Raw genomic sequence first — 25,602 nt, 5'->3', positions numbered from 1 at the left:
CCCGGTGACCCTCTCGCACACCGCCGACCCCGACCGCACGGTGCCGGCCCTGCCGGCGGCCGTCCTGTGGGACATGGACGGCACCCTCGTCGACACCGAGCCCTACTGGATCCAGGCGGAGCACGAGCTCGTCGCGGGCCACGGGGGTGTCTGGAACGACGACTTCGCCCACCAGCTCGTCGGCAACGCACTCGAGGTCTCGGCACAGCTGATCATCGACCAGTCGGGGATCTCGCTGACGGTGCCCGAGATCATCGATGCCCTGCTCGAGCGGGTCATCGCCCAAGTCGAGCGGCGCGTCCCGTGGCGTCCCGGAGCGCGTGAGCTGCTGCTCGAGCTCGGCGCCCTCGGGGTGCCGTCCCTGCTCGTGACGATGTCGTGGCGCTCGCTCGCCGACACGGTCGTGAGGCGCCTGCCGGAGGGCGCCTTCGACCACCTCGTGACCGGCGACGAGGTCAGCCACGGCAAGCCGCACCCGGAGCCCTACCTCGCGGCGGCCCGCCTCGTCGGGGCCGACCCGGCGGACTGCATCGCCATCGAGGACTCGCCTGCCGGGGTGCGGTCCGCGACCGCCGCCGGGGTGCCGACGATCGCCATCCCGCACGTCGTACCCGTGCCCTCGATCGACGGCGCCGTCCACCTCGACACGCTCGCCGGGGTCGGTGCGGCCGACCTCACGACGATCGTGTCGCGCCGGCGCTCTCCTCGCTGAGGCGCGCCAGCGTCCGCAGCTGACGCCGCATCATCACGAGGTCGCCCCAGGCGAGCGCGGTCGACCGCGCCCACGCGAGGGCCGACTCGGCCCGGGGGAGTGCGATGTCGCCGCGCAGGGTCGTCCTGCCCTCCGGACCGCCCGGGAGCGGGACCGTCTGGTAGACGAGCGGCAGCCGCCCGAAGAGGCGTATGCCGGTCGGCGCGGGCATGGCGTACCAGGTGGGCCGGGAGGGCTGATGCGCCGAACTCGCCCCAGCGCCAAGGGAGCCCGTCGCGCTCCGTGGGTCCGCCGGCGGGGCCGGCGCTCACCGGCGCCCCTTGCGCTTCGGGCCACCTCCGCGCGCCGCGCCCTTGCGCCCGGTCTGCTGGGCGCGCCGGGAAGCGCCGTGGGCGCGGGACGTGGCCGAGCTCTTGGCGGTCTTCGAGGTCTTGGCGGGCTTGGCGTGGCCACGCTGCTCGGTCGGCCCGTCCGAGCCGGACGGCGAGGCCGCGTCGGACGGGCCGCCACGGGTGCTGCGCTCCGTGCGGCCGCGGACGATGCCGATGAAGTCCTCGATGCGCGGGTCGTCGTCGTCGATCCTCCAGGCAAGGGCGACCCGTGAGGGTGCGACCCCGGTCACGGGGCGGTGGACGACGTCCTTGCGGTGGTGCAGGCGGGCGACCGACATCGGCACGACGACGATCCCGGAGCCGGTGGCCACCACGGACACCGCCTGCTTCGTCGTCATGGGTGGCATGGCTGTGGCCCGGGCTCGGATCTCTGGCGCCGCGACGGCCGTCCACTCGGGCACGAGCGCGGGGTCCTGCATGAGGACCTCCTCGCCGAGGTCGGCGACGTCGACCTCGTCGAACGCGGCGATGACGTGCTCCTTGGCCACGACGACGACCGGCACCTCCTCGTAGAGAGGGATGACGTGCAGACCGTCGCGGTCGACCGGCAGCCTCAGGAGCACCATGGACGATGTCCCGTCGCGCAGGTGGGCCAGGGCATCGGCGTCCTCGACGGGTGCCGCCTCGAGGGGAGAGTCCGGCAGTCGCTGGCCCCACACGCGCAGCCACTTGTCCGGCGTCACGCCGGGCACGAACTCGACGCGGAACGGATCCGTCATGGTGTGCCTTCGCGGTCGGGGCAGGTCGCTCCCGAGGCTAGTCCACGTGGACATGTCGCCGCCGTGCGGAGGGGACACCGCCGGAACGCCGGGCGACACCCGTGGCGGGCCACGGGCCGGGGACAGGCCGGGCGAGCGCGGGCAGACGTGGTCGGGCGACGCCCTAGGCTGGACCCATGCCCACGCCGAAGCCGCAGACCATGAAACCCCAGACGGCCGCGAAGAAGCTCGGCGTCCTGCTGTCCGAGACCCCCGCGGACTTCCAGGAGGGTGTCGTCAGCCGCACCGAGCTCAACGCGTTGCAGGCCGAGCCGCCGGAGTGGCTCGCGACGCTGCGCCGCAACGGACCCCACACGCGCCAGGAGACGGCACGGCGACTCGGCATCTCCAACTCGGGCCTGACCCGCGGCGGGGTCGGAGAGCACCTGACGACCGACGAGATCAAGGCCGTCATCGACGAGATGCCCGCCTGGCTCGTGGCCGAGCGCGAGATCTTCGCGCAGGTCCGCGCCGAGGACGCGCGCCTCAAGGCACGCGACACCGGACGGCCCTGATCGCATGAGCGAGACGGTCCGGACGTTCCGCACCACCCTCGAGGCCACGGGCGGCAACAACGTGGGCATCGTGGTCCCTGACGAGGTCATGGCGGCCTTCGCTCGCGGCAAGCGGGTGCCCGTATCCGTGACCGTGGACGGCGGGTACACGTACCGGACCTCGGTCGCTTCCATGGGCGGTCGCTTCCTCGTGTCCTTCAACGCCGAGACGCGGGCCGCGACCGGGCGTGGCGCCGGTGACGAGGTCGAGGTCCGGCTCGAGGTCGACGACGCGCCGCGCGAGGTCGAGGTGCCCCAGGCGCTCCGGGCGGTCCTCGACCCCGACCCCGCTCTCACGGCCGCCTGGACGGCTCTGTCCGCCAGCAAGCGGAAGGCCCATGCCCTCACCGTGTCCTCGGCCAGGACCGACGAGACCCGCGAGCGGCGACTGTCGCAGGTGGTCGAGACCCTCCGGGACGGTGGCCGGCCCTAGTCCAGCTCGTCGCGGCGACGCGTCAAGTGGGCCGACTCGGCCGTGTTGCCCGCGAGCTCGATCGCCCGAGTGTAGGCCGCCCGCGCCTCCTCGCCGCGACCCACCCGGCGCAGCAGGTCGGCCCGGACCGCATGGTAGGCGTGATAGCCGGACAAGGGTTCCCCGAGAGGCTCGACGACGGCCAGCGCCACCTGCGGTCCGTCGAGCTCGGCGAGGGCGACCGCCCGGTTCAGGGCGACCACCGGCGAGGGTTCCAGATGGTGGAGCTGGTCGTAGAGGGCGACGACCTGTGACCAGTCGGTGTCGCGCATGGTGCGAGCCGAGGTGTGCACGGCGTTGATGGCGGCCATGATCTGGTAGCGACCCGGAGCCGCCCCCGCATCGAGCCGCTCACGCACGAGACGGTGGCCTTCGGCGACCAGGGCCCGGTCCCAGACGTTGCGGTCCTGCTCGTCGAGGGGGACCAGCTCACCGCCCGGTGAGACCCGGGCACTCCGGCGGGCGTCGGTGAGCAGCATCAGGGCGAGGAGGCCGGCCACCTCGCCGTCGTCGGGCAGGAGGTCGCGGAGCATCCGGGTGAGCCGGATCGCCTCGCCGGTGAGGTCCTGGCGGATCGGATCGGTGTCCGCGCCGGAGGTGAGGTAGCCCTCGTTGAAGACGAGGAAGAGCACGGCGAGCACGCCGGACACCCGAGCCGGCAGGTCCTCCGCGGTCGGCACGCGGTACGGGATGCGCGCGGCCGCGATCTTGGCCTTGGCCCGCGTGAGGCGCCGAGCCATCGCGGACTCCTGCACGAAGAAGGCCCTCGAGATCTCGGGCACGGTCAGGCCACCGACCATTCGCAGCGTCAGGGCGACCCGCGCCTCCATCGCGAGGGCGGGGTGACAGCACGTGAAGACGAGTCGGAGCCGGTCGTCGTCGAGGACGCCGAGCGGCTCGGTCTCGTGGTGGTCGTGCACCATGGCTGCCTCCCGGTGCTTGTGGTCACGCTTGCTCTCGCGCCGGACCCGGTCGATCGCCTTGCGGTTGGCGGTCGTCGTCAGCCACGCGCCGGGGTTCGGGGGTGTGCCCTCGGACGGCCACCGCTCGACGGCGGTGGCGAACGCCTCGGCCGCAGCGTCCTCGGCGAGGCCAAGATCACCGAACCGCCGGGTCAGGGAGGCGACGACCCGGGCCCACTCGTCGTGGTGGGCCCGGGTGAGCTCATCGCGGACGTCGGGTGGGCTCACAGGAACGGACGCACCTCGATCTTGCGGTTGCACGCCCTGGAGCCCTCGGCGGCGAGCCTGAGCACCACGTCGAGGTCCGGCGCCTCGAGGATCCAGAAGCCGACGAGGTACTCCTTCGACTCGACGAAGGGCCCGTCGGTGAAGACCGCCTCGCTCCCTCGGTTGTCGACGACCGTGGCGGGGTCCGGGGAGCCGAGGCCCCCGGCGAAGACCCAGTACCCCTCGGACCGGAGCCGGTCGTTGAAGGCGTCGACGGCGGCCTCCTCGGTGGCGGTCTCGGGGCCGGTGCCGTCGTCGATCACGGATACGAGGTACTGCATGTCGGATCATCTCCTGTGCCTCGGGCCGCCCTTCGCGGGCGGGCTCTCACCTCTGCTACGAACACCTCGGTCCGGATCGGACAGCGCGGCCGGGAACTGATTCTTGCTGGGTGGCAGGGACTCCGTGCCGAGCTCAGCGGTGCTGGGCTGTCCAGGCCCCGGCTCTCGCCGCCTCGGCGATGAGGTCGGCGACCTCGGCGTGGTTCTCACGGACGAGCCCGGTCGTCACGCGCACGTGGCCTTCGGGTCCGGCGACGTGCTCGACCGAGAACGGTGACCCCGGGGTGACCGCGATGCCTTGGCTCGCGAGCCGGAGCACTGCGGCGGCCTCGTCGCGCACCGGCACCCAGATGTTGAGCCCGTCGGTGCCGGGCACCTCGATGCCGTGCTCGGCGAGGCGACCGACGACGAGCTCCCGACGACGGGCGTACTCGGCACCGGCCGATGCGATCCCGCGCGCGCAGGCCTCGTCGCGGAGCAGGCCGGCGAGGACCCGCTGGAGCAGCCGGCTCGTCCAGCCCTGCCCGATGGCCCGCGCGTGCCGCACCGGGGCGAGCAGCGCGTCCGGGCCGCTCAGCGCGGCGATCCGCAGGTCCGGACCGTGCGACTTGCTGAAGCTGCGGATGTGAAGCACCTGGTGGGGGATCCACCGACCGAGGCTGGTCGCGGCCGACGTCGAGATCGGGCCGCTCGAGTCGTCCTCGATGACGATGCAGTCACGACCCTCGAACAGCGCAGCGAGTCGTCGCGCCCGGGTCGGCGACATGGACACGCCGGTCGGGTTCTGTCCTCGAGGCTGGATGACGACCGCCGCGGGTCGGCGCGGCAGCAGGGACTCGACGGCGTCCAGGTCGAGGCCCGTCTCGTCGAGCGGGACGCCGACGACCGCGACCCCCCGGTCCTCGAGCAGGTCGAGCAGGGGAGGGAACCCCGGGTCCTCGACGAGCACGAGGTCACCCGGGCGCAGCAGCGCCCGGGTGAGCAGGTCCAGCGCGTCCATCGCGCCGTCGACGACGAGGAGGTCGTCGGCGGCATACGGCCAGTCGCGCACGAGCTCCTGCCGCAGGTCGTCGAGCACGGGGTCGTCGAGGTAGCTGCTCGGCGTCGTCGGGTCGGTCAGTGCGGACAGCACCGGCACGAGCGGGGGCAGCAGGGTGCTGTCGGGGATGCCGGTCGACAGGTCGAGGCTCACCGGCGACTCGTGCCGCAGCGCCCGGGTGTAGCGCTCGCCGCCTCGGGCCGTGGGCGCCACGGTCGTGCCCCGGCGGCCGTCCGACCGGATGGTCCCCGACCGGGCGAGCAGCTGCCAGGCCGCGCTCACGGTCGTCGGCGACATCATCAGCTCCTCGGCGACCCGGCGGATCGGGGGCAGCTGGTCGCCCGGCACGAGGGTGGCGTCGCGGATCGCCCGGGACACGGCCTGGGCGAGGCCCTTGGCGGTGGGGGCGTCGAGGCGCTCCTCGATGGAGGAGATGACGGCGCGCATGTTCGTAACATAGCAATCGATGCTTTGTATGGGGTCGAAGTGGCACGTACCGTGAGGTGCATGACGACCCCCACCGTGACGTCCATCGACCACTGGATCTCCGGCGCTCGCGTGCCCGGCACCTCCGGGCGCACCGCCCCGGTGCACGACCCGGCGACCGGCCGCCAGACCGGCGAGGTGCCGCTCGCCTCCACCTCCGAGGTGGACGACGCCGTCAAGACCGCGGTCGCCGCCGGACGCGACTGGCGCACCAGCTCCCTGTCGCGGAGGGCCGCCGTCCTCTTCGCCTTCCGCGAGCTGCTGCACACGCGCACCGACGAGCTGGCCGCGATCGTCACCGCCGAGCACGGCAAGGTGCTCTCCGACGCGGTGGGCGAGATCGCCCGCGGCCTCGAGAACGTCGAGTTCGCCACCGGTGTGCCGCAGCTGCTCAAGGGCGGCTTCTCGGAACAGGCCGCGAGCGGTATCGACGTCTACAGCATCCGCCAGCCACTCGGCGTCGTCGCCGGCGTCACGCCCTTCAACTTCCCCGTCATGGTGCCGCTCTGGATGTGCGCCAACGCCATCGCCTGCGGCAACAGCTTCGTGCTCAAGCCCAGCGAGAAGGACCCCTCGGCCGCGCTCTTCCTCGCCGAGCTCTGGAAGGATGCCGGCCTGCCCGACGGCGTCTTCACGGTCGTGCACGGCGACAAGGAGGCGGTCGACGCGCTCCTCGACCACGACGACATCGCGGCGGTCAGCTTCGTCGGCTCGACCCCCATCGCGAAGTACATCTACGAGCGCGGCACCGCCAACGGCAAGCGGGTCCAGGCTCTCGGCGGCGCGAAGAACCACGCGCTCGTGCTGCCCGACGCCGACATCGACATGGCGGCCGACGCCATCGTCTCCGCCGCGTACGGCGCCGCGGGTGAGCGGTGCATGGCCCTGTCCGTCGCGGTCGCCGTCGGTGACGTCGGCGACGACCTCGTCTCCGCGATCTCCAGCCGCCTGCCGAAGCTCACCGTCGGGCCGGGCGCGGCGGAGGGCACCGACATGGGTCCGCTCATCACCCGCGAGCACCGCGACAAGGTGGCCGGCTACGTGGCGGCCGGCGCCGAGGCCGGCGCAACGGTCGTCGTCGACGGACGCGAGCAGGACGTCCCCGAGGACGGCTTCTTCCTCGGCATGACCCTGCTCGACGACGTGACGCCGGACATGACCGTCTACCGTGACGAGATCTTCGGGCCGGTCCTGTCGGTCGTGCGCGTCGCCACCTACGACGAGGGTCTGGCGCTCATCAACCGCAACCCGTACGCCAACGGCACCGCGATCTTCACCCGCGACGGTGGCGCCGCCCGCCGCTTCCAGAACGAGGTCGAGGTCGGCATGGTCGGGATCAACGTGCCGATTCCCGTCCCGGTCGCCTACTACTCCTTCGGCGGCTGGAAGGACTCGCTCTTCGGCGACACCCACATGTACGGACCCGAGGGCATCAACTTCTACACGCGCGGCAAGGTCGTGACGCAGCGGTGGCCCGACCCGGCCACCTCGTCCGTCGACCTCGGCTTCCCGCGCACCCGCTGAGAGAGAAGGACCCACCCATGACCGACCTCGACCAGCGCAGCGTCATCGCCGACCTCCTCGACGGGATGACGGAGCAGCAGGTGCGCACCCTCGACCGCGACCACGTCTTCCACTCGTGGTCAGCCCAGGGACTCATCGACCCGCTGCCCATCGCCCGGGCCCAGGGCTCCTACTTCTGGGACTACGACGACAAGCGCTACCTCGACTTCAGCAGCCAGCTCGTCAACGTCAACATCGGCTACAACCACCCGAAGGTCGTCGCCGCGATCCAGGAGCAGGCGGCCCGTCTCGCGACGATCGCGCCGTCCTTCGCCAACGACGCCCGCAGCGAGGCCGCCCGGCTCATCACCGAGGTCGCGCCCGACGGGCTGTCCGCGGTCTTCTTCACCAACGGTGGGGCCGAGGCCAACGAGAACGCGATCCGGATGGCCCGGCTGCACACGGGCCGGCACAAGGTGCTCGCGACGTACCGCAGCTACCACGGCGCCACCGGCGGCTCGATCACCCTGACCGGCGACCCGCGGCGCTGGCCCTCGGAGCCCGGCCTGTCGGGGATCGTCCACTTCTGGGGCCCCTACACCTATCGTTCGGCCTTCCACTCCGAGTCCGAGGAGCAGGAGCGCGACCGTGCGTTGTCGCACCTGCGCGACACGATCATGGTCGAGGGTGGGCACACGATCGCCGCGATCATCCTCGAGACCGTGGTGGGCACCAACGGCATCCTCGTCCCGCCGGACGGCTACCTCCAGGGCGTCCGTGACCTCTGCGACGAGCACGGGATCATCCTCATCGCCGACGAGGTCATGGCCGGCTTCGGGCGATGTGGCGAGTGGTTCGCCGTCGACCGCTGGGGCATCCGCCCCGACCTCATCACCTTCGCCAAGGGCGTCAACTCCGGCTACGTCCCGCTCGGCGGCGTCGTCATCTCGGACGAGATCCGGGCGACCTTCGACCAGCGGGCCTTCCCGGGCGGACTGACCTACTCGGGCCACCCGCTCGCCTGCGCCTCGGCCGTCGCCTCGATCAACGCGTTCCGCGAGGAAGGCATCATCGAGAACGCCCGGAGCCTCGGCACCGACGTCATCGGCCCGCGCCTGCGCGAGATCGCGGCGAAGCACCCCAGTGTCGGCGACGTCCGCGGCCTGGGCGTCTTCTGGGCCGTGGAGCTCGTGCGCGACCGCGAGACGCGTGAGCCGCTCGTGCCCTACAACGCCTCGGGTGAGGCGGCCGTGCCGATGGCGGCCTTCGCCGTGGCCTGCAAGGAGCGCGGGCTCTGGCCGTTCACCCACTTCAACCGCACCCACGTCGTGCCCCCGTGCACGACGACCCCGGCAGAGGTCGAAGAGGGGCTGGCGGTGCTCGACGAGGCTCTCGACGTCGCCGACGAGTTCACCGTCTGAAGGCTGGCCTCTGGCCGAAGCCAAGGCGCACGTATGCAGCCGGGCCCGCCCGGCGGCATACGTGCTCGGTCGTCGAGTGGGGTCAGGCGTCGAGCTCGACGAGTCCGGTGACGGAGGGGTCGACGGCGCGCTGGGCGGCGTCGACGGGCAGCGGCGGGGGAGTGCCACCCCATGCCGGGCACAGCGCGCGGTGGTCGCACCAGTCGCACAGCCGGCTCGGGCTGGGACGCCAGTCACCCGTCGACGCGGCTCGCTCGATGGCCTGCCAGAGCGCCTTGACCTTGCGCTCGGTCCCGAGCAGGTCCTGCTCGTCGGGCTCGTAGGCGACGATCTCGCCGTTGCCGAGGTAGACGAGCTGGAGGCGCTTGGGGATGACGCCGCGCTGGCGCCAGAGCACGAGCGCGTAGAACTTCATCTGGAAGAGGGCCTTGGCCTCGAAGTGCTCGGAAGGCGAGCGGCCCGTCTTGTAGTCGACGACGCGCATCGCTCCGCCCGGGGCCACGTCGAGCCGGTCGACGTAGCCGCGCAGGACGAGCCCGTCGACCTCGGTCTCGACGTAGAGCTCGCGCTCGGCCGGCTCGAGCCGCGTCGGGTCCTCGAGACCGAACCACGTCTGGAGCAGGGTCGCCGCGCCGGCGAACCACTCGTCGGTGCGACCGCCGTGCTCGGCGAGCAGGTCAAGCATCGCCGGCTCCTCCTCGGCGAGGCGCTCCCACTCCTGGGGGACGAGCCCCACCGCGGCGTCGATGGTGCGCTCGGTCGCGGGGAGGTCGAAGAGCCGCTCGAGGACGGCGTGGACGAGCGTGCCCCGGGCGGTCGCCTGCGTCGGCGCCGACGGGAGCTTGTCGATGACCCGGAAGCGATAGAGCATCGGGCACGACATGAAGTCGGAGGCCCGACTCGGGGACAGCGCTGCAACCATGGGGCGACTGTATGCCGCGGGGCCGACACCGCACGGCCGGCACCCACAGCCCACGCACGGGACCGGCACAGGGAGGCGGGTCAGGCAGGGCATAGGGTCGAGCCCATGAGCACTCCCGCCCGCCCGGACACCTCCCACGGGTGGCGGATCGGCAGCCTCGCGGGGACCCCGGTCTACCTCGGTCGGTCCTGGCCGGTCATCGCCGTGCTCATCGTCGTCGTCTTCGGGCCCAACCTGTCGAGGTCCGACCGCGGTGCGTCCTACGGCTACCTGCTCGCCGCGGCCTACGCCGTGCTGCTGCTCGTCTCGGTGCTCGTGCACGAGGCTGCCCACGCCTTCGCGGCCCGGTGGCGGGGACACCCGGTCAGCCGGATCGTCGCTGACGTCTGGGGCGGTCACACCGTCTACGACGCGACCCGCACCTCGCCGAGCACGACGGCCATCGTCGCCGTCGTCGGGCCGCTGTCCAACCTCGCGCTCGCCGGGGTCGTCTGGGGCCTGCGGGCCCTGACGACGAACGAGACCGCGCTGACCCTCCTCGGCATCGTCGCCTTCGCCAACGTCCTCGTCGGCGTCTTCAACCTCCTCCCGGGCCTGCCCCTCGACGGCGGCCAGATCGTCAGCGCCCTCGTGTGGCGCGCCACGGGCAGCAAGGGGCGCGGCCTCGTCACGGCGGGGTGGCTCGGACGCGTCGTCGCGGTGCTGACCGTCGCGTGGTTCGCCCTACGTCCCCTCGCCGAGGGCCGGGCACCCGAGATCTTCGACCTCGTCTGGCCGTTCGCCATCGCCTTCTTCCTCTGGCAGGGCGCGACGGGGGCGATCCGGGCCGGTCACATCCACGAGGCGACCGCCGGCCGCGCGACCGACGTGCTCGAGCCGCTGTCCCTCGTCGCGGGCACGGCGACCGTGGCCGAGGTCGAGACCGCGGTGGCCTCGGGGGCGTGGGTGGCTGCTGCGGACCCGACGGGGTGGCCGCTCGGTGTCGTCGACGCCGACTCCGCGGCCGGCGTGCCTGTCGACAGCCGGGCCCGGACGGCGATCGCGTCGGTCACGCTGGCCCAGCCCGCGTCGTGGGTCGTCGCCCTGCCGCCGGAGGCCGTGCTCACCGACCTCATCCGGGTCATGAGCGAGCGCGAGCTCTCGCTCGCCGTCGTCGTCGACGAGGCCACCCGCGACATCCGCGGCCTGGCGAGCGCGGAGCGCATCAACGCGGTCGTCGGCGCCGAGCTGGCCCGTCGCGGTCGTCGCTGACGCGCGTCCACGAAGTCGCCGCTGCACGCCGGTGCCGACGGCGTATGCCGTCGGGCGCGGTTCCCGAGGCATGTCCCGTGATGCTCGTCTTCCCGGCGAGCACCTCGATGCCGTTCGCTGTCCACACCCCCTCGTCGGCTCGGCCGGTCGTCCACAGGGGTGCCGCGCTCGGCAGCGAGCCCGGCACGGACGCGTCACCGTTGGCGCAGGGCCCGACGAGCGGGCCGGAGGGAGGCACCATGAGGACGAGCCGGAGCGAGACGACGACGGGCACTGGCGCGGTCGCGTCCCGGTCCGCGAGGAGCCCACGTCGACGGGCGCCCGAGGGGACCGCCGACGAGGCGACGCCGGACGCCGCGTCGGTGCCGGGGCGCAACGAGGTCGTCCTGAGCGGGCGGCTCGGCGCCGAGGCGGAGGAGCGCGAGCTGCCGAGCGGTGACCGCATCGCGACGCTGCGCGTCGTCGTGCCTCGCGAGCCGCCGTCCGGGCGCCGCCGCGCGACCGCCGACGAGCCCAGGCGGGCGACGGTCGACACCATCGACGTCGTGTGCTGGACGGCGGCGACCCGTCGGAGCGCGCTCCGCCTGCGCGGGGGCGACGTCGTCGAGGTCGAGGGCGCGCTCCGTCGGCGGTTCTTCGGCGGCGCGGCAGGTCGCCAGAGCCGCTACGAGGTGGAGGCGACGGCCCTCCGCAGGGTGTCCGGAGCAGGTCGCGCCGGCACCTAGACTGTGCTCCCATGAGCGCTCCCACGACCGACGCCGAGCAGCCCGACGCCGAGCACGCCACGCCCGACGCCGAGCCCGACGCCGAGCCCGACGCGAGCGCGGGTCCGGAGCGGTCCCACGTCCCCGGCGCGCACGACCGCCGCGGCGTCTTCGAGGTGGGGGAGCGCATCCAGCTGACCGACCCGAAGGGTCGCCTGCACACGATCACGCTCGAGCCCGGGCGCGAGTTCCACACGCACCGCGGCTTCCTGCGCCACGACGACCTCATCGGCTCCCACGACGGCTCCGTCGTGACGAACACCGCCGGGGTCGAGTACCTCGCCCTGCGGCCGCTGCTCAGCGACTACGTCATGTCGATGCCGCGCGGCGCGGCAGTCGTCTACCCGAAGGACTCGGGCCAGATCGTGCAGATGGCCGACATCTTCCCGGGGGCGACGGTCGTCGAGGCCGGCGTCGGCAGCGGTGCGCTGTCGATGTCGCTGCTGCGCGCCATCGGTGAGCGCGGCCGCCTGCTGTCGTTCGAGCGTCGCGAGGACTTCGCGGAGATCGCCCGCGGCAACGGCCGCGCGTTCTTCGGCGGTGACCACCCGGCCTGGACCGTCACGGTCGGTGACCTCGTCGAGTCGCTCCCGTTCGTCGCCGAGGCCGGGACCGTCGACCGGGTCGTGCTCGACATGCTCGCGCCCTGGGAGTGCCTCGACGCCGTCTCCGACGCGCTCATCCCCGGCGGCGTGCTCATCTGCTACGTCGCCACGACGACCCAGCTGAGCCGCGTGGCCGAGGGCATCCGCGCCCACGGCGGCTTCACCGAGCCGTCGGCCTGGGAGTCGCTCGTGCGCGGGTGGCACCTCGAGGGGCTCGCCGTGCGTCCCCAGCACCGGATGCACGGACACACCGGCTTCCTCATCACGACCCGTCGCCTCGCTCCCGGCGTCGTCCCGCCCGAGCGCAAGCGTCGTCCGGCCAAGGGCGCCTACGGCGACGCGGGTGACGCCGGCACGACGTCCGTCGACGACCGAGACGCCCCAGCGGGTGCCCCCACGCCCGTCGCCGGCTCGACGGCCTCGACGGACATTCCTGCGGACGCGTGGACACCCGAGGCGCTCGGCGAACGCGTCAAGAGCGACAAGACGATCCGACGCGTCCGCCGATCACTGGCTGAAACGTCCGACGACATCGGCTGACACGGGGTTAGGGTCGAATCGTCACTATGTGCGAGTGACGGATTGAGGAGGCCGAGATGTCTGATGACGTCCGCAACCCAGACCCCGAAGGTGCCGCCGGCGCCGGAGTCCCCGGAGCGGGGGACCGCGAGCTCGCAGCCCTGCGCGCCGAGGTCGAGTCGCTGCGCCAGGTGGCGCGACACTCGCCCCAGCGCACCCGTGAGCTCGAGGCGCGGCTGGCCCACGTCCAGACGAGCCTGTCGACGCTGTCGTCCCAGAACGAGCGCCTCGTGCGCACGCTCAAGGACGCGCGCGAGCAGATCGTCACGCTGAAGAAGGAGGTCGACCGTCTCGCGCAGCCGCCGAGCACCTACGGCCTCGTCGTCGACCCGCCCGAGGACGGCTCGATCGACATCATCACCGGTGGCCGGAAGATGCGCGTCGCGATCAGCCCGTCGGTCGACCAGGTGGAGCTCGGTCTCGGTCGTGAGGTCATGCTCAACGAGGCCCTCAACGTCGTCTCCGTCCACGGCTACGAGCGCGTGGGCGAGGTCGTCACGGTCAAGGAGCGTCTCGACGACGACCGCGTCGTCGTCGTGACGCACGGCGACGAGGAGCGCGTGTGCCGCATCGCCACGCCCCTGCTCGGCGAGCACTTCCGCGTCGGCGACTCCCTCACCCTCGACCCGAGGTCCAACTTCGTCCACGAGGTCGTGCCCAAGCTCGAGGTCGAGGAGCTCGTCCTCGAGGAGGTGCCCGACGTCGAGTACGAGGACATCGGTGGCCTCGCCGGCCAGATCGAGGCGATCCGGGACGCCGTCGAGCTGCCCTTCCTGCACCCCGAGCTCTACAAGGAGCACGCGCTCAAGCCGCCGAAGGGCGTGCTGCTCTACGGTCCTCCCGGCTGTGGCAAGACGCTCATCGCCAAGGCGGTCGCCGCGTCCCTCGCCCGTCAGGTCGCCGCTCGCACGGGCAAGCAGACCGAGAAGAGCTACTTCCTCAACATCAAGGGCCCCGAGCTGCTCAACAAGTACGTCGGCGAGACCGAGCGGCACATCCGGCTCATCTTCCAGCGGGCCCGTGAGAAGGCCTCCGACGGCACGCCCGTCGTCGTCTTCTTCGACGAGATGGACTCGCTCTTCCGCACCCGCGGATCGGGCGTCTCCAGCGACGTCGAGACGACGATCGTGCCGCAGCTGCTCGCCGAGATCGACGGCGTCGAGCGCCTCGACAACGTCATCGTCATCGGCGCCTCCAACCGCGAGGACATGATCGACCCCGCCATCCTGCGACCGGGCCGTCTCGACGCCAAGATCAAGATCGAGCGCCCCGACGCCGAGAGCGCGCGCGACATCTTCAGCAAGTACCTCACCGAGTCGCTGCCGCTCCACGAGCACGACCTCGCCGTCAACGGCGGTGACCGCGACGCGACCGTCGAGGCGATGATCACGGCCGCCGTCGAGCGGATGTACTCCGAGATGGAGGAGAACCGCTTCCTCGAGGTGACCTACCAGGGCGGCGACAAGGAGATCCTCTACTTCAAGGACTTCAACTCGGGCGCGATGATCCAGAACATCGTCGACCGGGCCAAGAAGCTCGCGATCAAGGACTTCCTGACGACCGGCCAGAAGGGCATCCGCGTCGAGCACCTGCTCAACAGCTGCGTCGACGAGTTCAAGGAGAACGAGGACCTGCCCAACACGACCAACCCCGACGACTGGGCGCGGATCAGCGGCAAGAAGGGCGAGCGCATCGTCTACATCCGCACGCTGCTCAAGGGCAAGGACGGCACCGAGCCGGGCCGGTCCATCGCGACGGCCAACACCGGCCAGTACCTCTGACCCGAGTCGTATGCCGTGTGGCCGGGACGCGTCCCGGCCACACGTGGCCTCTCGACGGTCTGGGACGGGTGGGGTCAGGCGCGGCGCAGCGACGAGCGGGCGCGGCGGACGGCATACGCCCCGAGGGCACGCCAGCCGAGCAGGAAGAGCGCCAGCACGACCGAGGCGACCACGACGAAGCTGACGGCCGTGCCCGACCCGACCGCGTGCCGCAGCAGCATGCCGACGAGGACGGTCGCGAACCACACGGTCACGCCGGGGGCGACGTCGAGCGGCCATGACCGGCGCACCACCCGCACGACGAGCCAGCCGAGGCCGGTCCCGACGAGGAAGGGCCAGGCTGTCGACAGGACACCGAGCACCGGGCTCGACTCGTCGTGGCTCGCCCGACCGACCGCCGCGAAGACGAGGACGAGCGCGACGTCGAGGAGCAGAGCGACCGCAGGGCGGCGCCACCAGACGGGTCGGCTCATGAGGGCGTGTCGAAGGGGAGCTTGGCCTGCGGCGGCGCGTGGGTGGGGTCGACGCCCTCGAAGAGCGAGCTGACCGAGCGTCCGTGGTGGATGCGGCTGATGGCCTCGGCGAAGAGGGCCGACACCGACCGCACCTTGAGCTCGGGCCAGCCGTCGGGCGCCGGGACGGTGTCGGTCGTGACGACCTCGGTGACGAAGGGGTGGTCACGCAGCCGCTCGACGGCCTTGCCGGCGAAGAGGCCGTGGGTGCAGACGATCGCGGCCTCGGTCGCGCCGGCGTCCTTGAGGCGGTCCATCAGCTCGAGCATCGAGCCGCCCGTCGCGATCTCGTCGTCGAGGATGATCGCCCGGCGACCCGAGACGTCGCCGACGATCGAGTCGATGACGACGCGGTCGTCGGCCACCCGCTGCTTCGAGCCGGCCGCGACGGGCAGCCCGAGCAGGCGGGCGAACTGGGTCGCGACCTTGGCGTTGCCGAGGTCGGGGCTGACGACGATCGAGTTGTCGAGGTCGTTGTCACGGAAGTGGTCCGCGAGGACCCCGATCGCGGTCAGGTGATCGACGGGCGTCGAGAAGAAGCCGTGCACCTGGGGAGCGTGGAGGGCCATGGTCAGGACCCGGTGGCAGCCGGCCGTCGAGATCATGTCGGCCACGAGCCGTCCGCCGAGGGAGATGCGCGAGGCGTCCTTCTTGTCCGAGCGGGCGTAGGCGTAGTGCGGCATGACCGCGGTGATCTGAGCCGCCGAGGCGCCACGCGCCGCGTCGATCATGAGGAGCAGCTCCATGAGGTGCTCCTGCGTCGGCGGCACGAGCGGCTGGACGATGTAGACGTCGCGCTGGCGGCAGTTGGCGAGCAGCTGTGCCTGCAGGCAGTCGTTGCTGAACCGTTTGATGTCGACGGGGGACCGGGTCACCCCGAGATGGGAGCAGATCCGGTCGGCCAGGGTGGGGTGCGCCGAGCCGCTGAACACGACGACATCGTTCACTTCGAGACCATCCCTCACGAGACTCGCGTGCGTTCGCAGACTATCCGACCGTTCCCGGTCGCGCGTGCCGGGCGACCCACTGGGCGAGCTCCGCGCGAGCGGCGCCGCCGACCCGGGTGGCCCCGGGAAAGCTCATGAAGCCGTGCGGGACGCGAGGGTAGTTGGTGTGCTGCACCTCGACGCCAGCTGCGCGGAGGGCCTCGGCGTAGGCCGTCCCCTCGTCGCGGAGCGGGTCGAGGTCGGCCGTCTGGACGAGCGTGGCGGGCAGTCCGGTGAGGTCGTGGGCGTGCAGCGGGGAGACGAGGGGGTCGAGCGGGTCGAGGGCATCGTCGCCGTCGCCGAGGTAGTGCGCGAGGAACGCGTCCATGTCGCTGCGGGTGAGGATCGGTGCGGCCGAGTGCTGGGCCACGGACGGCGAGCTCATCGTCGCGTCGACGGCCGGGTAGACAAGGGCCTCGTAGGCGACGTCGGCACCACCCTCGGAGCGGAGCACCTGGGCGGCCACGGCCGCGAGGTTACCGCCGGCCGAGTCGCCCGCGAGACCGAGACCGGTGTGCCGGACGCCGTCACCGGCGGCGTCGGACGCGGCCCAGCGGGCGGCGTCGATGCAGTCGTGGGCGGCCTGGGGTGCCCGGTGCTCCGGGGCGAGGCGGTAGTCGACGTTGAGCACGGCCACCCGGGCGCGGTCGGCGATCCAGGCGCAGATCGGGTCGTATCCCCGCGTGTTGCCGAGCACCCAGCCACCTCCGTGGAACCACAGCATCGCGGGAAGGGCCTCACCCGCGGCGTCCTTCGGACGGTAGGTGCGTACGGCGACGGGGTGGCCGTCCCGGGCGGCGAAGCTCGTCTCCGCGATCTCGACCCCCGCCGGTACCGGACCCGTGACCCACGTGAAGGGCAGCCGCGCAGGGGCGAACCACGCTCTGCTGCGGGCGATCTCGTCACCGGAGAGCATCCGGGAACCGTCGCGGGTGCGGCTCAGCACGCGAGCGAGCAGCTTGGTGCGCAGGGGCATGTCCCACGAGTCGGTGACCGTCACGGCGTCAGTCTCGCACCGCTTCCTGATGGTCGGCGCACCGGGCGCACGCACGCCCGCACGGCGACGCTGCGGCCATTCGGGCCGCGCCTCGGGCAGGATTGGCCCATGCCCGGCGACTCGGAGAGGACGCAGCCCCCCACGGACGGGGCCGTCTCCCGACCCACCGAGGCATCGGACGACACCACGGGGGAGACCATGCGCCGGACGGCGGAGCACGTGCAGGAGCAGGCCGGGGAGCGTGAGGAGCGCGCAGACGCGACGGCGGCGGAGCCGGTCGTCGAGGCGGCAGCCGAGGCCGGAGCCACGACCGGAGACGACGGCCTGCCCGGCGTCGAGGTCATCGAGCCACCCATCCCCGAACGGGTGCGCCGTCCCGTCGACGGCGTCCGCCTGGCCGCTGCCGTCGTCCTGCTCGTGCTCGGTCTCGTCGCGGCCGATGTCGCCTCGGGCACGCGCGGTGCGGTCGAGCAGGACCTCACCGACGCGACGAGCGGGCTTCCCCGGCTCTTGCTCACGCTGCTCGGCTGGATGAGCGGCATCGGCGTCCTGCTCCTGCCGATCGGCGTGGGCGCGGACCTGCTCGTGCGCCGTCGCCCCATGCAGCTCATCCAGGCGCTCGGTGCCGCCGTCGTCGGCGGTGTCCTCGTCATCGTCCTCGCCGTGCTCGTCCACTCGGGCAACGGCGGTTTCGTCACCGACGTGCTGACCCGACCCACCGCGACGGGCCGCACCGGTCCGCTCGACATCGTCATCGTCTCGATGGTCGCGCTGCTCACCGTCGCCGACATCTCCGGCCGCAAGTGGATCTCGCCGATCGCGACGGTGGTCGTCATCGCGACGCTCGTCACGACCCTGCTCTCGGGGGCCATGACCCTCGCGGCCCTCGTCAGCTCGCTCCTGCTCGGCTGGATCGTCGGCCTCACCTTCCGCCTGGTGTTCGGCGTGAACTCCACCCGTCCACCGGGGGTGGAGGTCGCCGCGGTGCTCGTCGCGGGCGGTGTGCCCCTGACCCGCCTCGAGCTCATCGACGCCAACGACGCCGGTGACCGCCGTTACATCGGGACCACCCACGACGGGACGCTCGACGTCCACGTCATCGACCGCGACACCTTCGGGCTCGCCTCGGGTCGGCGCCTGCTGCGCGTGCTGCGGCTGCGGAGCGGCTTCACCCGACCCCCCGCGCTGACGCTGCGCTCCGAGATCGAGCACCGGACCCTGATGGGTCTGGCCCTGCACGACGCCGGCATCCGCGCCCCACGGCCCGTCGCCGTGTCCGAGGTCGGTCCCTTCTCGGCCGTCATCGCCTACGACGAGCCGCAGGGCACCCCGCTCACCGAGGTCGACGGGGACCTCGACGACGCCCGGCTCGCCGCGATCTGGCGGCTGGCCGCCACCTTGCACCGACGTCGCCTCGTGCACCGGCAGCTCGGACCGTCGACGATCCTCGTCGACGACCACGGGCGGGTCGCCCTGTCCCGGCTCGGCAGCGGGGACGTCGCGGCCGACGACATCAGCCTGCGCATCGACCTCGCCCAGCTGCTCACGACCGTGGCCCTGGCCGTCGGCCCCGAGCGGACCGTGGACTCGGCCGTCGCAGCCCTCGGCGAGGACGCCGTCCTACGGGCCGTTCCCGTGCTCCAGCCGGTCGCGCTGAGTCCCGACGCGCGCGTGGCGCTCAAGGAGTCCAAGTCGGTCATGGGGGAGCTGCGCGAGCGGCTGGTCGCCCTGCGCCCCAAGGCAGAGGCCGTCGAGCCCGTCCAGCTGCGTCGCATCTCGGCGCGCGGCGTCGTCACGCTGCTCGGTGGGGGCATCGCCGGCTACCTGCTCCTGACGCAGCTGGCCCAGGTCGACATCGGCCAGGTCGTCAGCACGGCCGACTGGCGCTGGGCCGCCCTGCTGCTGCTCTTCGCGGCCGCCACCTTCGCCGGTGCCTCCATCGCGCTCGCCGGCGCCGTCCAGATCCACCTCAGCTTCATCCGGACCTACATGACGCAGCTCGCCGTGGCGTTCAGCGGCCTCGTCGCCCCGGCCGCCGTCGGCAACATCGCGCTCAACACCCGCTACCTGCAGACCTCCGGCCTGTCCCCGACGATCGCCGGTGCCAGCGTCGGCGTCGCGCAGGTGGCCCAGTTCTGCTCGTACTTCGTCCTGCTCGTCATCTCCGGTGTCCTGGCCGGCACCGGCCCGGCGGTCTCGTTCAGCCCGTCCCCGGTGCTCGTCGCGGCGATCCTCGTCGTCGTCATCCTCGCCCTCGGGCTGCTCGCGCTGCCGAAGGTCCGGGCCCTGCTCACCGACCGCGTGCTCCCGCAGGTCAAGTCGGCCGTCCCGCAGGTCCTCGCCGTCCTCCAGCACCCGGCCAAGCTCACCCAGCTGCTCGCCGGGGCGCTCCTGCTCGACATGTCGTTCGTCGCCGCGCTCGTGTGCGCCACGAGGGCCTTCGGTGCCGATGCGCCCGTCGCATCCATCGCTGTCGTCTACTTCGCCGGCGCCATCGTCGGCTCGGCCGTCCCGACGCCCGGTGGCCTCGGCGGCATCGAGGCCGCGATGTCGTTCGGGCTCATCTCCATCGGCGTCGACAGCGGCACCGCCGTCTCGTCCGTCCTGCTCTACCGGCTCGCGACCTACTGGCTGCCGATCCCGTTCGGGTGGTTCTCGCTCAACCGGCTGCAGAAGGTCGGGGCCATCTAGCCGGGTCGGACGGCATACGCCCTCGGTCCGGACGAGACCGGACGCGGCGCGCGCGGTCGGGACGGTTATCGTCGGGCCATGACGGTGCGGCGGATCATGGGGCTCGAGACCGAGTACGGCATCTCCGTGCCCGGCGACCCGATGGCCAACCCGATGTTTCTGTCGGGCCAGGTCATCAGCGTCTACGCCGCCGCGCAGGGGATCCGGTCCAACCAGTCGAGCTGGGACTACGCCTTCGAGGACCCGCTGCGCGACGCGCGCGGCTGGCAGCTCGACCGGCAGACCGCCGACCCGAGCCAGCTGACCGACATCGAGGACCCGACGCTCGCCAACGTCGTGCTGACCAACGGCGCCCGCTACTACGTCGACCACGCCCACCCCGAGTACAGCTCTCCAGAGGTCACCCTGCCGCGCGACGCCGTGACCTGGGACCGGGCGGGCGACGCGATCGCGCTCGAGTCGGTGCGCCTGCTCGCCGCGCGTCCAGGGCAGCCGCCGGTCAACCTCTACAAGAACAACGCCGACGGCAAGGGCCAGTCCTACGGCACGCACGAGAACTACCTCATGCCACGGCGCACCGCGTTCCCCGACATCGTGCGGCACCTCATCCCGTTCTTCGTGACGCGTCAGGTGGTCTGCGGTGCCGGCCGGGTCGGGATCGGCGTCGACAGCAGGGGAGCGGGCTACCAGATCTCCCAGCGCGCCGACTTCTTCGAGACCGAGGTCGGCCTCGAGACGACCCTCAAGCGCCCGATCATCAACACCCGCGACGAGCCCCACGCCGTGGCCGACCGCTACCGGCGCCTCCACGTCATCATCGGCGACGCGAACCACCTCGACGTCGCGACCCTGCTCAAGACCGGCACGACGTCGCTCGTGCTCGGGATGATCGAGGACGGCCACCTCACCGCGGACTGGTCGGTCCGCCGACCGGTCGCCGCCCTGCAGACCGTCTCGCACGACCCGACGCTCACCGCCACCGTCGAGCTCGTCGACGGACGCAGCGTCACGGCGCTCGACCTCCAGTGGATGTACCTCGAGGCCGCCCGCGTCTGGCTGGACCGGGGCGGCGACGACCCCGAGGCCGAGGCGACCGCAGAGGTCATGGGCCTGTGGGAGGAGGTCCTCACCGGTCTCGGGCGCGACGTCATGTCGTGTGCGCCCCTGCTCGACTGGGTCGCCAAGCTGCAGCTCCTCGAGGGCTACCGGGCCCGTGACGGCCTCGCCTGGGACGACCACCGGCTCGCGGCCATCGACATCCAGTGGGCTGACGTGCGCCCCGAGAAGGGGCTCGTGCACCGGCTGCGTGACCGCGGGCTGCTCCGTGACCTCGTGACGCCCGAGGAGGTCAAGGCGGCCCAGACGACGCCACCGGACGACACCCGCGCGTGGTTCCGCGGAGAGTGCGTCCGCCGCTTCACCGGCCAGGTCTTCTCGGCCAGCTGGGACTCGGTCGTCTTCGACGTGCCGGGTCGGGCCAGTCTGCAGCGGGTCCCCATCCTCGAGCCGGAGCGCGGCACCCGGGCGCAGGTCGGCACGCTGCTCGAGCAGAGCGCCGACGTGGGCGAGCTGCTCCGCGGCCTGGCCACGCCCGAGTAGGCAACGCCACGGCCTACTCGGGCCTGAGCACCCCAGCGTGCACGAGTGCCTCCACGGCGCGGTCCTCGATACCGGCAGCATCGTCCCACAGCGTGAGCCCGAGAGGGCCCAGCCGGACCGGGTCGGTCCCGACGAGCACGACTGCGCCGTCATGCGTGCGGATGCCGTCCGGCCACCGCGGCGCGCACGTAGCCCCCGCGTGACCGCCCGGGTGCCGTGGGCGGCATACCTGCTCCGGAGCCCGTGCGCACGTCCGGAGCCCCGGAGCCCCGGAGCGGGCTCGGCGGCCGCCTCGAGCAACGCGTGGTGGAGCGGCCGTGTGCGCGGCGTCGCGGCCGAGCAGCACGACCGCCCGCAGTCCCAGCCCCGCAAGGCACGGTGCGAGTCCGAGCTCGTCCGGGCCCCACCCGGGGTGTCCTGGAGCCATCTCGCCGAGCCGCGGCCGACCGTGTCGGTCGGCGCCACCCGCCGGCGGCCGTCGGTTCCCGGGCGCCGTCGTGAGCAGCGCCGGGGGAGAGGCGTGTCCACCGTCGGCGGTGGGTGCTCGGACCGCGGGGCGCACACGGGTTAGGGTCGGGGGACGAGGTCGTTCACGTCTGGGAGGTAGCCATGCCGGGTCAGGAGCACGTCAAGCCGCAGCGTCGTGACGAGGAGCCGCCGGAGACACCGGAGGCACCGCCGACCGCGCCCGCCGGCGCTGCCGTCAAGGAGGGCCTGTCCGACGACATCGACAGCGTCCTCGACGAGATCGACGGTGTCCTCGAGTCGAACGCCGAGGAGTTCGTCCGCGGTTTCGTGCAGAAGGGCGGCCAGTGACCCAGTGGTCCACGGGGCGGCCTCGCCGGCTCGACGACGCCTTCCTCAGCGCGGGATCCTCGTCCTTCAGCGAGTTCGTCTCCGCCTACCGTCCTGAGCTGCTGCCTTCGGGTCGGCGCCTGCCCTCAGGTGCGAGCATCGAGGCGCCGCACGGCACGACCATCGTCTCGCTGCTCTTCGACGGGGGAGTCGTCATGGCGGGCGACCGCCGCGCCACGATGGGCAACGTCATCGCCAACCGGGACATGGAGAAGGTCTTCGCCGCCGACGACTACAGCGTCGTCGGGATCGCGGGCACGGCCGGGATCGCGATCGAGCTCGTCCGGCTCTACCAGGTCGAGCTCGAGCACTACGAGAAGATCGAGGGCGCCATCATGTCGCTCGAGGGCAAGGCCAACCGCCTCGCCTCGATGATCCGGGGCAACCTCTCCCTCGCCATGCAGGGCCTCACCGTGGTCCCGACGTATGCCGGCTTCGACCTCGAGTCGGCCACCGGGCGGATCTACTCCTACGACGTCACGGGTGGCTGCTACATCGAGGGTGGTCACCACTCGACCGGCTCGGGGTCCGTCTTCGCCCGCGGCGCCCTGAAGAAGCTGTGGCGGCCGGGTCTCGAGGAGCAGCAGGCGGTGTCGGTCGCCATCGAGTCGCTCTACGACGCCGCCGACGACGACTCCGCCACCGGTGGCCCTGACCTCGGCCGCCAGATCTGGCCGACCGTCGCCGTGGTGGACCACTCCGGCGCTCGGTTCGTCGCGTCCGACGTCCTCGAGGGACACGTGCAGCGCGTCGTGGCCGCCCGTCGTGACAACCCGGGAGGCGCCCGATGAGCATGCCGTTCTACGTCCCGCCCGAGCAGGTCATGAAGGACCGGGCCGACTTCGCGCGCAAGGGGATCGCGCGTGGACGCTCGGTCATCGTCGTCGGCTACGACCGCGGCATCGCGTTCGTCGCCGAGAACCCCTCGCGAGCCCTGCACAAGGTGTCGGAGATCTACGACCGCATCGCCTTCGCCGCGGTCGGTCGCTACAACGAGTTCGAGAGCCTGCGGGTCGCCGGCATCCGGTATGCCGACCTGCGCGGCTACTCCTACGACCGCACCGACGTCACGGCTCGGGCCCTCGCGAACACGTACGCCCAGACGCTCGGGGCGGTGTTCACCCAGGAGTCCAAGCCGTTCGAGATCGAGATCGTCGTGGCCGAGGTCGGGGTCGACAGCGACACCGACCAGATCTTCCGGCTCACCTACGACGGGTCGGTCGCCGACGAGCAGGGCTTCGTGGCGATGGGTGGCGCCAGCGACGCCGCCGAGGAGCGGCTCGGGACCGGGTGGCGGCCGGGCATGACCCTGGCCGAGGTCCTGCGACTGGCCGTCGACGTGCTCGGCGCCGGCGAGAACGGCGAGCGCCGCGCCCTCGACGAGGGCCAGCTCGAGGTGGCCGTGCTCGACCGCGACCGTCCCCGGCGCTCGTTCCGGCGCATCGTCGGTCCGCTGCTGACGCGCTTGCTCGTCGAGGCGCCTGGGGCCGTCGAGGCCACTGCCGGTCCGGGGTCGACGGAGACCGTTGCGGGAGAGAGCGGTTCGGCGAGCTCAGCGAGCCCCGCGGACGGTCCCGGATCCCCGACACCGCCTTCCTGACAGCCGACCACCGCATCGAGGTGCACACGACGAAGGCCGCCCACCGAGAGGGTGGGCGGCCTTCGTGTCGCGCGGTGTGCCGCGACCCCGGCTCCGGGTCGACGACGACGCGTCAGCGGCGCTGCGCGCCGACCCGGTCGCTCGAGGCGCTGCGCTGGTAGTACGACGACTGGTCCGAGCCGTACGACGAGCTCTTGCCCGCTGCGTCGTCCTGCTCCTCGTCGCCCTGCTCGGCGTCGGCCTCGGCCGCGGGCTGAGCGTCCTCGTCGGCCTGCTCGGCCCGCTTGGCCTCGGACGAGACGGCGTCGGGGGAGGTCTGCTCGGCACTCTCGTCGTCGGCATCCGACGCCTGCTGGACGGCCGGGACCGGCTGCTGGACGTCGGCCACCTGCGGCGGCTGCGCCGGCTTGTCCGGGGCACCGAGCGTGTCCATGAGGGCACCGCCACCGAGGGTGGCGAGCATCTGACGGACGTTGCCGAGCTGCGCGGTGATGCTGTCGCGCTGGGCCGTCGCGGCGGCGAGCTCGCGGTCGGACTCCTCACGCAGGCGCGAGGCGTGGTCGCGCGCCTCGGACACGATCTGGTCGGACTGGGCCTGGGCGTTCTCGAGCAGGCGCTCGGCCCGGGCGCGCATCTCGTGCGCGTCGTGCTCGGCACGCTCGGTCAGCTGACGCAGGCGGGACTCGCTCTCGTTGAGCGCGGCCTCCTGCTGCTGGCGACGGGCCTCGAACTCGGCGTCGGCCGACTCACGGCGCGCAGCGAGCTTGACCTCGAGCTCGGCGGAGGCGGTGGAGGCCTTGAGGCGGTGCGACTCGTACTCCGCCGCGGCCTCCTGCCGCTGGGCCGCGGTGACGCTCTGGGCCTCGGCCACGATGGCCTGAGCCTCGCGGTTGGCCTGCGCGATGATGCGGACGGCCTCCTCGTCGGCGCGGGCGCGGGCCTGCTCGGCGTAGGTCGCGGTCGTCGCCTTGAGCTCGGAGGCGGCCCGGTTGGCGCGCTCGCGGATCTCGTCGGCCTCGCCGTTGGCCCGGGTGCGCATCTCGCCGGCCTCCTGGTCGGCGAGCGCCAGGATCTGGGCGATGCGCTCACCGAGGTCGGCGAACGTCTGGGCCGGGGCGGGCGAGCTGTTCTTCTTGAGGTCGGCCATGACCCGCGACTGCTGACCCAGCTGTCCCCGGAGGTCGGTGAGGGCCGCGTTGAGCTTGGTCAGCTCGACGCTCCGCTCGGCGGCATCCTTCTTGGCCGCCTGCAGGGTGCGGTTCTGCGACTCGATGAAGGAGTCAACCTCTTCGGGCTCGTAGCCGCGGCGGGAGAACTTGAAGTGCGGTCTGTCGATCATTTCCGTCCAATGCAGGGGATCGTGGAGGGGTACGGCAAGAGGGGACAGCAGCCATTGTGACAGCCACACCAGACTGACTATCACAGACGTCGTCCTGTGGGACACCGTGCCGGAACGATCGTCGCGACACCGAGACACGGACCGCCCCGGCGCCCGTCGGCACCGCCTGGGAGGGTCGTGCCGGCGCCTCGGGCGGGTGGCTCGGCATGTCTGCTCGCGCCCGGGTGGGCGCGAGCAGCCGCGCCGACGGGTGGTCGTGCCCGACGGCCGCGGG

24 protein-coding genes are annotated in these 25,602 nt (G+C 72.3%); 14 read left to right on the top strand and 10 right to left on the bottom strand.

Annotated elements, in window-relative coordinates; genetic code table 11:
- Positions 1 to 4 precede the first annotated feature (4 nt).
- Entirely contained in the window at positions 5 to 712 is a 708-nt protein-coding gene (locus AB4Z14_RS00900) for an HAD family hydrolase (RefSeq protein WP_442273510.1), read from the top strand.
- On the opposite strand, the gene AB4Z14_RS00895 is transcribed toward AB4Z14_RS00900, so the two are convergent.
- Both AB4Z14_RS00895 and AB4Z14_RS00890 read right to left on the bottom strand, forming a co-directional pair.
- Entirely contained in the window at positions 675 to 923 is a 249-nt protein-coding gene (locus AB4Z14_RS00895) for a hypothetical protein (RefSeq protein ID WP_442273509.1), read from the bottom strand. The genes AB4Z14_RS00900 and AB4Z14_RS00895 overlap by 38 nt on opposite strands.
- Positions 924 to 1,019: 96 nt before the next feature.
- The gene (locus tag AB4Z14_RS00890; RefSeq protein ID WP_442273508.1) at positions 1,020 to 1,823 is read right to left on the bottom strand and encodes a LysR substrate-binding domain-containing protein; all 804 of its coding nucleotides are present in this window, start codon (positions 1,821 to 1,823) and stop codon (positions 1,020 to 1,022) included.
- Between the two features lie 176 nt (positions 1,824 to 1,999).
- On the opposite strand from AB4Z14_RS00890, the gene AB4Z14_RS00885 reads away from it, so the two are divergent.
- Positions 2,000 to 2,377 carry a DUF5997 family protein gene (locus AB4Z14_RS00885; protein ID WP_442273507.1) on the top strand — a complete coding sequence of 126 codons (378 nt, stop codon included), beginning with the start codon at positions 2,000 to 2,002 and terminating at the stop codon, positions 2,375 to 2,377.
- A 4-nt stretch (positions 2,378 to 2,381) separates the two neighbouring features.
- Positions 2,382 to 2,849, top strand: coding sequence for a DUF1905 domain-containing protein (locus AB4Z14_RS00880; protein WP_442273506.1), 468 nt, complete (start codon positions 2,382 to 2,384; stop codon positions 2,847 to 2,849).
- Here AB4Z14_RS00880 and AB4Z14_RS00875 read toward each other — a convergent pair.
- The 3 genes from AB4Z14_RS00875 to AB4Z14_RS00865 all read right to left on the bottom strand — a co-directional run bounded on the left by AB4Z14_RS00875 (position 2,846) and on the right by AB4Z14_RS00865 (position 5,884).
- Complete coding sequence (locus AB4Z14_RS00875) at positions 2,846 to 4,078, bottom strand: RNA polymerase sigma factor (RefSeq protein WP_442273505.1); 1,233 nt, start codon at positions 4,076 to 4,078, stop codon at positions 2,846 to 2,848. The two genes, AB4Z14_RS00880 and AB4Z14_RS00875, sit on opposite strands and share 4 nt — an antisense overlap.
- Positions 4,075 to 4,398 (bottom strand): YciI family protein, encoded by a 324-nt coding sequence (locus AB4Z14_RS00870; RefSeq protein ID WP_442273504.1) that lies wholly within the window; start codon positions 4,396 to 4,398, stop codon positions 4,075 to 4,077. The genes AB4Z14_RS00875 and AB4Z14_RS00870 overlap by 4 nt, the downstream gene beginning before the upstream one ends.
- Before the next feature lie 133 nt (positions 4,399 to 4,531).
- The gene (locus AB4Z14_RS00865) at positions 4,532 to 5,884 is read right to left on the bottom strand and encodes an aminotransferase-like domain-containing protein (protein ID WP_442273503.1); all 1,353 of its coding nucleotides are present in this window, start codon (positions 5,882 to 5,884) and stop codon (positions 4,532 to 4,534) included.
- Positions 5,885 to 5,944: 60 nt separating this feature from the next.
- Here AB4Z14_RS00865 and AB4Z14_RS00860 point away from each other — a divergent pair, with 60 nt between their 5' ends.
- Together AB4Z14_RS00860 and AB4Z14_RS00855 are read left to right on the top strand one after the other, a co-directional pair.
- The gene (locus AB4Z14_RS00860; RefSeq protein WP_442273502.1) at positions 5,945 to 7,447 is read left to right on the top strand and encodes a CoA-acylating methylmalonate-semialdehyde dehydrogenase; all 1,503 of its coding nucleotides are present in this window, start codon (positions 5,945 to 5,947) and stop codon (positions 7,445 to 7,447) included.
- Positions 7,448 to 7,464: 17 nt separating this feature from the next.
- Complete coding sequence (locus AB4Z14_RS00855) at positions 7,465 to 8,847, top strand: aspartate aminotransferase family protein (protein WP_442273501.1); 1,383 nt, start codon at positions 7,465 to 7,467, stop codon at positions 8,845 to 8,847.
- A gap of 82 nt (positions 8,848 to 8,929) precedes the next feature.
- Here AB4Z14_RS00855 and AB4Z14_RS00850 read toward each other — a convergent pair whose 3' ends face one another.
- Positions 8,930 to 9,769: a RecB family exonuclease gene (locus AB4Z14_RS00850; RefSeq protein ID WP_056776992.1), complete on the bottom strand. Its 840-nt coding sequence runs from the start codon at positions 9,767 to 9,769 to the stop codon at positions 8,930 to 8,932.
- 105 nt (positions 9,770 to 9,874) lie between these two features.
- Between AB4Z14_RS00850 and AB4Z14_RS00845 the strand changes: the two genes are divergently transcribed.
- The 4 genes from AB4Z14_RS00845 to arc all read left to right on the top strand — a co-directional run bounded on the left by AB4Z14_RS00845 (position 9,875) and on the right by arc (position 14,749).
- The gene (locus AB4Z14_RS00845; protein WP_442273500.1) at positions 9,875 to 11,020 is read left to right on the top strand and encodes a site-2 protease family protein; all 1,146 of its coding nucleotides are present in this window, start codon (positions 9,875 to 9,877) and stop codon (positions 11,018 to 11,020) included.
- A gap of 239 nt (positions 11,021 to 11,259) precedes the next feature.
- Positions 11,260 to 11,745 (top strand): single-stranded DNA-binding protein, encoded by a 486-nt coding sequence (locus AB4Z14_RS00840; protein ID WP_442273499.1) that lies wholly within the window; start codon positions 11,260 to 11,262, stop codon positions 11,743 to 11,745.
- Between the two features lie 11 nt (positions 11,746 to 11,756).
- Entirely contained in the window at positions 11,757 to 12,929 is a 1,173-nt protein-coding gene (locus tag AB4Z14_RS00835; protein ID WP_442273498.1) for a tRNA (adenine-N1)-methyltransferase, read from the top strand.
- A gap of 56 nt (positions 12,930 to 12,985) precedes the next feature.
- Complete coding sequence (gene arc / locus AB4Z14_RS00830; protein ID WP_442273497.1) at positions 12,986 to 14,749, top strand: proteasome ATPase; 1,764 nt, start codon at positions 12,986 to 12,988, stop codon at positions 14,747 to 14,749.
- Positions 14,750 to 14,823: 74 nt separating this feature from the next.
- Here arc and AB4Z14_RS00825 read toward each other — a convergent pair whose 3' ends face one another.
- Genes AB4Z14_RS00825 through AB4Z14_RS00815 form a run of 3 tightly spaced genes read right to left on the bottom strand, consistent with a single transcriptional unit; the run spans position 14,824 to position 17,247 of the window.
- Positions 14,824 to 15,222 (bottom strand): DUF3054 domain-containing protein, encoded by a 399-nt coding sequence (locus AB4Z14_RS00825; RefSeq protein WP_442273496.1) that lies wholly within the window; start codon positions 15,220 to 15,222, stop codon positions 14,824 to 14,826.
- Positions 15,219 to 16,208, bottom strand: a complete 990-nt coding sequence (locus AB4Z14_RS00820) for a ribose-phosphate diphosphokinase (RefSeq protein WP_442273495.1) — start codon at positions 16,206 to 16,208, stop codon at positions 15,219 to 15,221. Before AB4Z14_RS00820 ends, AB4Z14_RS00825 begins: the two co-directional genes overlap by 4 nt.
- A gap of 40 nt (positions 16,209 to 16,248) precedes the next feature.
- Positions 16,249 to 17,247: an alpha/beta hydrolase gene (locus tag AB4Z14_RS00815; RefSeq protein WP_442273494.1), complete on the bottom strand. Its 999-nt coding sequence runs from the start codon at positions 17,245 to 17,247 to the stop codon at positions 16,249 to 16,251.
- A 105-nt stretch (positions 17,248 to 17,352) separates the two neighbouring features.
- On the opposite strand from AB4Z14_RS00815, the gene AB4Z14_RS00810 reads away from it, so the two are divergent.
- From AB4Z14_RS00810 to prcA, 5 genes are all read left to right on the top strand, one after another.
- On the top strand, positions 17,353 to 19,935 hold the full coding sequence (locus tag AB4Z14_RS00810) for a lysylphosphatidylglycerol synthase domain-containing protein (protein ID WP_442273493.1): 2,583 nt from the start codon (positions 17,353 to 17,355) through the stop codon (positions 19,933 to 19,935).
- Between the two features lie 78 nt (positions 19,936 to 20,013).
- Positions 20,014 to 21,534 carry a depupylase/deamidase Dop gene (gene dop / locus AB4Z14_RS00805; RefSeq protein ID WP_442273492.1) on the top strand — a complete coding sequence of 507 codons (1,521 nt, stop codon included), beginning with the start codon at positions 20,014 to 20,016 and terminating at the stop codon, positions 21,532 to 21,534.
- Positions 21,535 to 22,143: 609 nt separating this feature from the next.
- Positions 22,144 to 22,350, top strand: coding sequence for a ubiquitin-like protein Pup (locus AB4Z14_RS00800; protein WP_056756869.1), 207 nt, complete (start codon positions 22,144 to 22,146; stop codon positions 22,348 to 22,350).
- Complete coding sequence (gene prcB, locus AB4Z14_RS00795) at positions 22,347 to 23,180, top strand: proteasome subunit beta (RefSeq protein WP_442273491.1); 834 nt, start codon at positions 22,347 to 22,349, stop codon at positions 23,178 to 23,180. The genes AB4Z14_RS00800 and prcB overlap by 4 nt, the downstream gene beginning before the upstream one ends.
- Positions 23,177 to 23,989 (top strand): proteasome subunit alpha, encoded by an 813-nt coding sequence (prcA, locus tag AB4Z14_RS00790; RefSeq protein WP_442273490.1) that lies wholly within the window; start codon positions 23,177 to 23,179, stop codon positions 23,987 to 23,989. The genes prcB and prcA overlap by 4 nt, the downstream gene beginning before the upstream one ends.
- 112 nt (positions 23,990 to 24,101) lie before the next feature.
- Here prcA and AB4Z14_RS00785 read toward each other — a convergent pair whose 3' ends face one another.
- Complete coding sequence (locus tag AB4Z14_RS00785) at positions 24,102 to 25,328, bottom strand: hypothetical protein (protein WP_442273489.1); 1,227 nt, start codon at positions 25,326 to 25,328, stop codon at positions 24,102 to 24,104.
- Positions 25,329 to 25,602: the final 274 nt, after the last annotated feature.

This window comes from Terrabacter sp. 2TAF16, assembly GCF_052115065.1.
Taxonomy (GTDB): Bacteria; Actinomycetota; Actinomycetes; order Actinomycetales; family Dermatophilaceae; genus Terrabacter.
The sequence above is the reverse complement of the archived record's forward strand: the minus strand, read 5'-3'. Positions and strand labels throughout refer to the sequence as shown.